Genomic DNA, 10,134 nt, shown 5'->3' on the forward strand with positions numbered 1-10,134 from the left:
GATCTCGTGCAAGCCCCGCCTCTGCGCCACTGGGTGATTGGAGACGTGCACGGATGCCATGCCTCCCTGCTTGCACTGTTGGCGGTGCTGCCTTGCCAGGACAATCTGGTGTTCTGTGGAGATGTGGTCAGCCGTTGTGGTCGTATCGAGGCCAGCATGCATCTGGTCTGGGATCTGGTCTGTTGTGGACGGGCGACCTGGTTACGGGGCAATCACGAACAGGCTCTGATCGATGCTCTTTCGAAGGATGGCGAGGGTTCACAACCAGCCCTGACCCGACAGTGGTGGCATCGACTTAACCAACTGCCGCTGCTGTATCGCGCTGACGGTTGGTGCGCGACCCATGCCGGCTTCAACAGTGCTGGTGAACCGGATCTGTCCATCCGCGAGCCGTTCTGGGATACCTATGACGGTCGCCATGGCCGCGTTGTGATTGGCCACACGCCGCGCCCTGCGGTGGAACGCCACCAGCGCATTGTTTTGATCGATACCGGAGCGGTGTACGGCGGCCTGCTCTCGGCCTACTGCCCGGAAACTGATGCGGTGGTGCAGGTGCAGGGCCCGCGCAGCCAGGAGCCGTTCCCACGACCCGTCGATCTGCAACGGGTCCCCGCCGTGATGAGTGGAGACCAGACCCGTTGCTGACGCTTTACCGCAGCAATCGGGCTGAATTCCTGGCCACCTTGCTGGCCCGTCAGTTGCTGGAGGAGCGACCGGACCCCTTCGAGACGGTGGAGGTGTTGGTGAACACCTGGCCCACCAGTCGCTGGCTTGGCGAGCAGCTCGCCACGGCCAATGGCATCAGTTCGTTGGTGCGCTTTCCCTTTCCGGGCAGTCGCTTGCGGCAGCTGGTGCGACGGGTGCTCGACCTTCCCGATCAGGAGCAGGACCCCTGGCGGGCCACCTCCCTGGTGTGGGCTGTGCTGGAGCAGATGCCGGCCCTGTTGGAGCAGCCCGTTGCCCGACCGCTGCGGGTCTGGTTGCAGCAACGTGATGGTGCAGACGCTTCGGGGCTGAGCCGGGATCGTTGGCAGCTGGCTCGCGCCATCGCCGATGCCTTTGACGACTACGCGCTATACCGGCCCGAAACCTTGTACAGCTGGATCCAGGGCCAGGGCAGCCGTGCTGCATCCGCAGAAACGGACTGGCAACCGTGGCTGGCCCGCCAGTTAGCGGCGTCTCTGCATCGCCAACCGTTCGGCTTGCAGGTGCAGTCCGCTGTGGAGCGGCTGCGGTCCGGCGCCGTGGACCCCCAGGTGCTGCCAAAGGTGATCCGTCTGTTCGGCATCAGTGCCCTGGCGCCGGTGCAGGTGGAACTGATCCAGGCCCTCTCCGGCAGCACCGACGTTCAGGTGTATCTGCTCACCCCCTGCCGCGATCTCTGGCAGCGCTGCGGTAGCCGCCGTGAGCAGCTGGGGGCAACCTGGACAGAGCCTCCCGATGGGGGCTGGTTCCAGCAGGCACCGCGATTGGAAGCCACGCTCGGACGGATGGGGGCTGAATTCCAGCAGCTGCTGGAGGGCAGTGGCGACAGTCAGCTGGGGGAGGTGCGCGAGGGGGATCTGTTTGCCGATCCCGTCCGCATTGCTGAGGGGGACGGTCGCTCCGCCACGTTGCTGGAGCAGTTGCAGCAGCAGCTGGTGGAACCGGGCTGCCGTGAATCCCTGGAACGAGATCTTGACGACCGCTCGTTGTTGTTCCAGGCCGCACCAGGGCCATGGCGAGAGGTGCAACTGGTGCGCGATCAGGTGTTGCAGTGGTTGGCGGCCGATCCAGAGCTTGAGCCTCGGGATGTGTTGGTGATGACCCCGCAGATCGACCGCTATGCCCCACTCCTGAGCTCCGTGTTCAACGACCGTGATGCGATTGGAGTGGATCTGCCCTGGCGTCTCACCGATCGCAGCCAGCAGAGCACCCCTGGCCTGACGATGGTGATGCTGGAGTTGCTGGACCTGGCGTCAGGTCGCCTGACCGCCACTGGGCTGGAACGGTTGTTGGCCAATCCCGCCCTGCAGACGCAACAGGGTCTCAGTGGCACTGAGGCGTCTGCCTTGACCCGCTGCCTGCAGCGCACGGGCTTCCGCTGGGGGCTCGATGCCCGTGAGCGGGGCGGTGATGAGACCCACAGTCTCAGTTGGTGTCTGGATCGTTGGTTGCTGGGTCTGGCGCTGCCGCAACGGGATGGCCTTGCACCCGGCGGGGCGGCCCCGTTTCATCAGGATCTCGATCCGCAGCGGCTGGTGCGCTGGTGGAGCGTTCTGGATCGGCTGGTGCGCTGGTTGCAGCAGCTGCGACGACCACGGACCTCGACGGCCTGGGTGGAGTTGCTGCAGGCCGTGCTGGAGGATCTCTTCGCTGACGGCGGCGCCTGGAGCTGGGAGCGTCAGGGTTGGTCTGCTGCCCTGGCGGAATGGCAGCAGCGGGCAGCCGCCTGCCCGCTTGAGCTCGAGGTGGCGGTGGCGGCTGAGGTGCTGGCGGAGGCCCTGTCGGTGGACAGTGGCCGCTTCGGGCATCGCAGTGGTGCGCTCACGGTGAGTGCGCTGGAGCCGATGCGGGCGATTCCTCACAAGGTGATCGTGTTGATGGGCCTCGACGACGGGGTGTTCCCCCGTGTGGACCAACGGCCTGGGTTCCATCTGTTGGAGCAGCGCCGCTGGCTGGGCGACCCGCGCGGGGGTGATCAGGACCGGTATGTGCTGCTGGAAGCGCTGATGTCCGCGCGGCGTCATCTGCTGATCAGTTGGTGCGGCCGCAATGAACACACTGGTGAGCCGCGGCCGGCTGCTGCTCCGGTGGAACAGTGGTTGCAGGACCTGACCCGGCAGCTGGGGGAAGAGGCCAGCGCGGGGCTGTGCATCGAGCCGGATCCCAACCCACTGGATCGCAGCAACTTTCAGGTTGCCGGCCATGGCCAGCCCCTCAGCTGTGATCGCCGCCAACTGGCGGCGCGACGCTGGCTGGACCAGCATCAGAGCCATGCTGCGAGGGCCGGCCTGGCTTGGCCGCTGCAGTGGAGTGCGCCGGACCCTGAGGTCACGATCGACCCACGCAGCGATGAGGAGCTGTTGCAGTGGCTGGTGGACCCGCAGTCAGCCTGGCTGCGCCAGCTGGGCCTCCATCCAGCAGAGCGGGTGGATCCCGTGGAGGATCTCGAGGCCTTGACGCTCAGCAGCCTGCTGCAGGCCCAGGTGTTGAATCAGGATCTGGAGGATCACCTGCTGGCGGCCGAGACGCCGGCATGGTGCGTGACGTTGGCGGGCCAGGGGGTGTTTCCCCCCGCAGCAGGGGCTGAGCTGGAGGAGGGAATCCTCAGCCATCGACTCCAGGCGTTGCAGCTGCAGCTGGATCGGCTCGGACGTTGCAGCCACCAGGGAACGCTGCTGATGGCCGGCGACATTCAGGTGGTGGTTCAGCCCGGTCGCTTCACCCCCCGTGGTCTGATGCGGAGCTGGCTGCAGCACCTAAGGCTCTGCGCAGACGATGCTGTCTTCGGCGGGAGCGCCGTCATCGCTCGGGCAGACAAAGGCGATGACGCCAAGACCCATGTGCGTTGGGGACGTCTCGAACCTGCAGAGGCCCAGGCACAGCTGCTGACGCTGCAGCGGTTGGCTCAGCAGGGGCAGCATCAGTGCTGGCCGGTTCCCCCCAGAAGCGGCTGGCTGTTGATGAGCAGGGAGCACAACAAGGCCGGCAGCGGCGTCGCCGTCTTTCAAGACAGCTGGATCCTGGAGCGGCAGGACCCCCAGCAGCGGCTGTGCTTCGGCGCTGAAGCTGAGGCGGACCAGCTGTTGCAGAGCCAGGGCTTCGAGCAGGCGTGTGCGTTGCTCTACGAACCGATTCTGAAGGCCTTGGTGCACTGAAGACAAGGCAGGTTCGCTGCCGAAACGGGCCAACGACCTGCCTTTCGCATCCACCGTATGGAGATGGTTTCAACCGCGCCGTGGTGGCGACCGCGTTCACTGACCCTGTCAGGAATTCTGCACAGACTTGTTCATTCGGGTTTCAGTTCATCGAACAGCTGCTGCACCCGGTGCTCAAGCTGAGCGATCGGATCGACGCCGTCCTCCTCACCGAGGTCTTTGACTATCCAGAAGCGGATTCTTTTCTCCCAGGCGGGGAACTGCTGCTGAACCATCGGGCGATGGGCCGCCTCATCAACAGCCACCACCACATCCGCAGCATCCAGGTCAGCTTCCGTGACCTGTTTTGGTGCGGCGAGGCTGGCTGGATCGACGGTCGCACCACGGTCCTGCAGGGCACTGATCGCCTCAGGCGCCATTGGACCGACGTTGCCACTGCTGGGATCCACCTTCAGCCCAGCAGAATCAACCTGCAGGCGTCCCGTTGCCTGGTTGATCTCGATCAGCTGCTGGAACAGCGCTTGCGAGAAACGACTACGGAAGTAGTTGCCGGTGCAGAGAAACAGGACGCGCACCGGGGGTCAGCCCCTGAAACTGTTGATCAGGGCAAAGCCGTACAACGCAACGATTGCGGCTCCCAACAATCCGATGGACGTGAGCTGGCGTGCCATGACGATGTGGTTCGGCACCCTTGTTGTGACCCAGCTCAAAAACAGTGTCAATTGCGTTGCCGGATCGATGTTGGATCGCTCGTCGATGACCATGGCCGGAGGGCAGCGCCATGCGCTTTGACCCCAATCGCTACCCCCTCGACCCCGGTCTGCGGCTGTTGGAGGCGAGCGCCGGCACCGGCAAGACCTTTTCCCTGGCGCATCTGACCTTGCGACTGATCAGCGAGGCCGCCATGCCCTTGCCCAGTCTCCTGGTGGTGACCTTCACGGATGCGGCGGCAGCGGAATTGCGCTCCCGCATCGGTCAGCGTCTGCAGGATGCGCTGGCAGGGCTTGAGGCCGTTGCACGCGGTGACGCCCTGCCGGAGGCGGATCCGGTGCTGCAGCAGTGGTGGCAGCAGGCCCCGCAAGGTCAGTCCCGGCGTGACTGGATCAGCCGTGTGCTGATGGCCCTCGAACAACTCGATGCCGCCGACATCACCACCATCCATGGCTTCTGCAGCCGCAGCCTGCGACGTCAGGCGATCAACAGTGGTGCGGCGATGCAGCAGCAGCTGGAGACCGATGCCACGGCACTCGTGCAGGAAGTGGTGCAAGAGCTCTGGCAACAGCAACTGTTTACCCTCCCCCTGCCGCAGTTGCAGGGATTGGTTCGGGCCGGCCTGACCGCCGATGGGCTGGCGGCTGCGCTGCTGCGTCTCGATGGTGATCCCCAGGCTCGGCTGCAGACGGATGGGGATGACTTCGATCCCAACCAGCCTCTGGGGGCGCAGCTGGAGGTTTCGCTTCAGCTGAGCTGGGAGCGTTTTGTGCAGTTTTGGACGCGTGATGGCGAGGATCTGGAGCAGTGCTTCCGGACAACGGCGACGCAGTGGAAGGCGATGGGGTGCAAACCATCGCCCTACAGCCCCAAACCAACCAGTGATCGTTGCTGTCAGATGGATCGCTGGGTCGCGGCCCAACACGACACCCCAGATCTCAGCACGATCCGTGCGCAACAGAAACTGCTGCACGACTACTTCCACCCAGGCGTCTGGTGCCGAACGGCGCGCAAGTGCGGCGAGCAGGAGCCATCCCTGGCCGCTCCTGAATTGCAACAGGCCATCGCCGATCTCTGGGATGGTCCGATCGAACGGGTGTGGCGCTATGCCCTGCAACGGGGATGGCAGCAGCTTCAGCGACGACGGCAGCGGAGCGGCACGGTCAGCTTTGCTGGCCTGCTGACGGCTATGGACCCAGGTGATGCTGAAGCCTCCTGGTTGGAGCCGTTGCAGCAGCGATATCGCGCCGTGATGGTGGATGAATTTCAGGACACCGATCCGGTGCAGTGGCGGCTGCTGCAACGAAGTTTCGGAGGTGGCTCGCACCTGCTGTTGCTGGTGGGGGATCCCAAGCAAGCGATCTATCGCTTCCGCGGTGGTGATCTGGACACCTACCGGCGGGCGCGTGGACTGGTGAGCCGGATCGACACGCTGGAGGACAACTACCGCACCACACCACCGTTGATGGCGGGGCTGAATGCCTTGATGACGCCGGGATTGCCGGAGTCAAGGCTGGAGGTTCCGGCGGTTCACGCCCGCACTGCACGGTCAGCGGCGGTTCTTCCCAAGGGACAGCAGCCCCTGCAGCTGCTGCAGTTCGAGCAGGACCTTCCGGCGGGGAAGACCGCCATTGAAGCGGCGATACCGCCAGCTGTTGCTGAGGTGGTGATGCAACTGCTGATCGAACAACCGGCACTGAGCCCCGATCAGCTCTGCATCCTCGTGAGCCGGCACGACCAGGCGGCTGATCTGCGGCGGGCCCTGGCGGAGCGAGGTGTGCCCACACGACTGGTGGCCCAGGGAGACGTGCTGGACAGCGACGCTGCCCTGGTGCTGCAGCGCTTGCTGGATGCCCTGGCGGCGCCGGCGGATGACCGTCGCCTGCGGCTGCTTGCCGCCTCTCCCTTGGTGGGGTGGAGTGCCGACCAACTGCGTTGTGAGGCCCAGGATCCGCAGCTCGATGCGCTGGCTCAGCGTTTACGCCAGGCGGCGGATCAGTTGCCGCGGCTGGGACTGCTGGGTTGCCTGTCGGGGCTGCTGGACGCTGAACGCACGGCTGGTCTGTCCGACGAGGGGCGGATGCTGGGGGATCTGCAGCAGGCAGCCCGGTTGGTGCAGGAGGAAATGCACCGTCAGGGCTTGGATCTGGCTGCTGCTGCCCTTTGGTTGCGGCGGCAACGGCTGCATCCCCCCAGTCCACTGCCACCGGCCCGCGAACCCCACAGCGACTTGGCGGAGAGCGCTGTGGCGGTGGTGACGGTTCACCGCAGCAAGGGGCTGGAATTTCCTCTGGTGATCTGCCCCTACCTCTGGGCTGGTGCCAAGGAGGCGCGTTACGTCACCGGCCCCCTGTGGCGCGATGGCGCGGCAGGGGGTTGGCGGATCGCCTTGAACCGCGATTGGGGCCTTGGCTGGACGGCCTGGCAGCGCAGCCATGCCGAACAGGTGGCGGAAGCCGAGCGGTTGGCTTATGTCGCCGTCACCCGCGCTCGCTCGCAGCTGCTGCTGCTCTGGGCCCGCTGCGCGCCGCAGCAGTCGGTGCTGCAGCACTGGCTGTTCGAAGGCGACGCGGAAACGCTGCGGGATCTGCCCCTCAGCCATCGGCCGCTGAAAGAGGTGGTTGGTCAGCAACGCTGGCGAGCGCCCCATCGCCAGGAGGCGTTGGCGATCGGAGCCACGCCACAGAGGATCGATCGCAGCTGGGGACGTTCCAGCTACTCCGCCTGGATCGCCGCGCCGGCGGCGGAAGCGGTGTTGGAGCAGGGTCGTGACCAGGATCCAGAGGCCGAGGAGGTCACAGCAGCAGGTCTTGAGGAGTGGCCGGATCGGGGGCCTTTGGCGGACTTCCCCCGGGGTGCTGCGGCCGGGGATTGCTTGCACCGCATGCTCGAGCAACTGCCCTTCCAGTGCTCCGGTGATTGGGGCCCTGTGATCGAGCAGGAACTGCATCGATCAGGGCTGTCCCTGGACTGGCGCGAGGCGGTGGAACAGGGGCTGCAGCAGGTGCTGGACACCCCGTTGGGGGGACCACTGGCGGCCCTGCCACTCAGCGCCTTAACGCCGGATCGCCGCTTGCATGAGCTCAGCTTTGATTTGCCGGTGCGTCACGCCCGCACGGATGACCTCGTCGAGGCGTTTCGACTGGATCCAGAGGCTCGCTTTGGCCGCGATTACATCGATCAGCTCAGCAGCCTGCAGGTGAACAGCCGCGGTTTTCTGACCGGATCGATTGACCTGGTGTTCAGCGATGCTGCCGATCCCCTGCAGGCTCGCTGGTGGGTGGCGGACTGGAAAAGCAACTGGATCGGTGAACGCGGCGAGCCCGGCTCCCCCAGCTGCTGCGGCCCACGCCACTACGACCAGGTGGCGATGGAGGAGCAGATGCGGCATCACCACTACCCCCTGCAGGCCCATCTGTATCTGGTGGCTCTGCACCGGCACCTGCAGTGGCGACTGCCCGGCTATGTGCCGGAGCGTCATCTCGGCGGTTATGTCTATGTCTTTCTGCGGGGAATGCCCGGTCTGAGCATTGGCAGCTCCGGAGAAACAGGGCCAGGACGCATCGTGGAGCCGGCACCATTGCGACGGGTCCTGGCCCTCGATCGGATGCTGCGGCAGGTGGCGGTATGAGCAGCAGCTGGTCTCCGGCCTTTGCCACAGCGGTCCACGCTGCCCTGGTGCGCCGTTGTCCGCCGGCTGAAGGGGGAGCTGCTCTGGCTGAGCTCAGCCAGGCCCTAGTGGATGCGCTGGAGCGGGGTGAGCTGGATCTGCCGCTCACGCCGGACCGGGTTGCGGTGGTTCAAGCCAGTGGCTGGTTGGAGGGTGACGACTCGCCGCTGCTGCAACGGGGCGAGCGGATCGGCTGGCGGCGCTGGCTGGAAGCCATGTATGGGGTGGTGGAGCAGCTGCTAGAGCGACAGCCGCCATCCCTGCCTACCCCTCAGGAGGCCCCAGAGCCCCCGAGCACGCTCAATCCCGAGCAACAGGCTGCGGTGTTGGCCATGGATGGTGCCGCCGTGGTGCTGCTCAGCGGTGGCCCGGGCACGGGCAAGACCAGCACGGTGGTGGAGCTGCTGCGGCGGGCGAGCCAGCGCCATCCCACAGTGCGCATCGGGTTGGCGGCACCCACCGGTAAAGCAGCGCGTCGGTTGGGGGATGCCGTTCGGCCTGGGTTGAACGAGCTGCCCTGTTTCACGCTGCATCGCTGGCTGGAGGCCGCCGGGGATGGGTTCCGTCGCCATCGTCAGCGACCGCTGGAGCTTGATCTGCTGGTGGTTGATGAGATGTCGATGGTGGATCTGGAGTTGATGAGCGCCCTGCTGGAGGCGTTGCCGGATGCGTGCCGGTTGTTGTTGGTCGGTGACCCGGCGCAGTTGCCTCCGGTGGGGAGTGGTGCGGTCTGGCAACGGTTGCAGGATCCCGCCGTGCGTGAGCGCTTTGGTTCTGCAGCAGTTCATCTGGTGCACACTTACCGCAACCGCGGTGCCTTGGCGGCGTTGGCCACGACCCTGCGTCAGCAGGGGATCGAGGCGTTCAGGCGGAATCTGGAGCAGCTGCCTGCAACGGCCAACGTTCAGCACCAGCGGGCCAGTCTGCGGCGGCTGCCGCCATCGGTGCGGGATGGCTGGCGGGACCGCCATCAGCGCCTCTCAGCCCTGGCGACGGGGTTGGTTGAGATGCCGGAGTCTGAGCTGAACGACGCCGCGGATCAGTTGCTGCTGGAACTGGAGAAGGATTTGCTGCTCTGCCCTCGCCGGCGTGGACCCTGGAGCCTTGAGGACGTGCACCGATCGCTCTTGGGTGGAGGGGGCTGGATGGCCCCGTTGCATTGGCCGGAGGGGGTACCGGTGATCTGTGGCGGCAATCAGCCGGAGCTGGGGCTCGCCAATGGCGATCTCGGCGTCAAGCTGGGAACCGGCGAGCAGAGTCGGGTGCTGTTCCGCGTGATGGCAGCGGATGGGCAGGCGCAGATCCGTCGGCTGCATCCAGCTCGGTTGACGTCCCTGGAGCCGGCTCTGGCGCTCACGATTCATCGGGCCCAGGGCAGCGAGGCTGACCGGGTCACCGTGCTGTGGCCACCGCTGCAGGAGGACAACATCGCCTACGACAGCTGTCTTCTCTACACAGCCATCACGAGGGCCCATGGCAGCCTGGATTTGATCACTGCTGTCGATCGCTGATGCGGGTTGAACGGCCCTGGGGCTGGTACGAAGACCTGCTGGCCGCTCCCGGTTACAAGGTGAAGCGACTGCTGATTCACCGTGGTCGGCAATTGTCACTCCAGCGTCACCGCCACCGCAGTGAGAGCTGGACGGTGGTCGCCGGAGATGGTGCCCTGCTGTGTGGTGAACGCTGGCTGGAGGCCGAGGCCGGCGTGATGCTCACCATTCCCTGTGGTGCATTGCATCGCGCCCGCAGTGACCAATCTGACCTGGTCATGCTCGAGGTCCAACACGGCAACGATTTGCGGGAAGACGACATCGAACGCCTGCAGGATGATTACGGACGGGTGATAAGTTGAAGACCAACCTTTGAAGCGTAGGCAACACAACCAGAGAGCGA

The 10,134-nt window shown here is 65.4% G+C and carries 7 protein-coding genes; 5 read left to right on the forward strand and 2 right to left on the reverse strand.

The window, feature by feature from the left end; translation table 11 throughout:
• Nucleotides 1–6 precede the first annotated feature (6 nt).
• Together SynA1524_RS04530 and SynA1524_RS04535 are read left to right on the forward strand one after the other, a co-directional pair.
• Entirely contained in the window at nt 7–645 is a 639-nt protein-coding gene (locus SynA1524_RS04530) for a metallophosphoesterase (RefSeq protein ID WP_186499131.1), read from the forward strand.
• Nucleotides 639–3,860, forward strand: coding sequence for an exodeoxyribonuclease V subunit gamma (locus tag SynA1524_RS04535; protein ID WP_186499132.1), 3,222 nt, complete (start codon nt 639–641; stop codon nt 3,858–3,860). The genes SynA1524_RS04530 and SynA1524_RS04535 overlap by 7 nt, the downstream gene beginning before the upstream one ends.
• Before the next feature lie 131 nt (nt 3,861–3,991).
• Here SynA1524_RS04535 and SynA1524_RS04540 read toward each other — a convergent pair whose 3' ends face one another.
• Both SynA1524_RS04540 and SynA1524_RS04545 read right to left on the reverse strand, forming a co-directional pair.
• Nucleotides 3,992–4,435 carry an arsenate-mycothiol transferase ArsC gene (locus SynA1524_RS04540; RefSeq protein ID WP_186499133.1) on the reverse strand — a complete coding sequence of 148 codons (444 nt, stop codon included), beginning with the start codon at nt 4,433–4,435 and terminating at the stop codon, nt 3,992–3,994.
• Nucleotides 4,436–4,441: 6 nt separating this feature from the next.
• On the reverse strand, nt 4,442–4,624 hold the full coding sequence (locus SynA1524_RS04545; RefSeq protein ID WP_186499134.1) for a hypothetical protein: 183 nt from the start codon (nt 4,622–4,624) through the stop codon (nt 4,442–4,444).
• Between the two features lie 17 nt (nt 4,625–4,641).
• Here SynA1524_RS04545 and SynA1524_RS04550 point away from each other — a divergent pair, with 17 nt between their 5' ends.
• From SynA1524_RS04550 to SynA1524_RS04560, 3 genes are read left to right on the forward strand one after another with little or no spacing between them, the layout of a single operon-like run.
• Nucleotides 4,642–8,202 carry a UvrD-helicase domain-containing protein gene (locus SynA1524_RS04550; protein WP_186499135.1) on the forward strand — a complete coding sequence of 1,187 codons (3,561 nt, stop codon included), beginning with the start codon at nt 4,642–4,644 and terminating at the stop codon, nt 8,200–8,202.
• Nucleotides 8,199–9,752: an ATP-dependent DNA helicase gene (locus tag SynA1524_RS04555; protein WP_186499136.1), complete on the forward strand. Its 1,554-nt coding sequence runs from the start codon at nt 8,199–8,201 to the stop codon at nt 9,750–9,752. Before SynA1524_RS04550 ends, SynA1524_RS04555 begins: the two co-directional genes overlap by 4 nt.
• Nucleotides 9,752–10,093, forward strand: coding sequence for a phosphomannose isomerase type II C-terminal cupin domain (locus tag SynA1524_RS04560; protein WP_186499137.1), 342 nt, complete (start codon nt 9,752–9,754; stop codon nt 10,091–10,093). Before SynA1524_RS04555 ends, SynA1524_RS04560 begins: the two co-directional genes overlap by 1 nt.
• Nucleotides 10,094–10,134: the final 41 nt, after the last annotated feature.

It is taken from the genome of Synechococcus sp. A15-24 (assembly GCF_014280195.1).
Taxonomy (GTDB): Bacteria; Cyanobacteriota; Cyanobacteriia; order PCC-6307; family Cyanobiaceae; genus Parasynechococcus.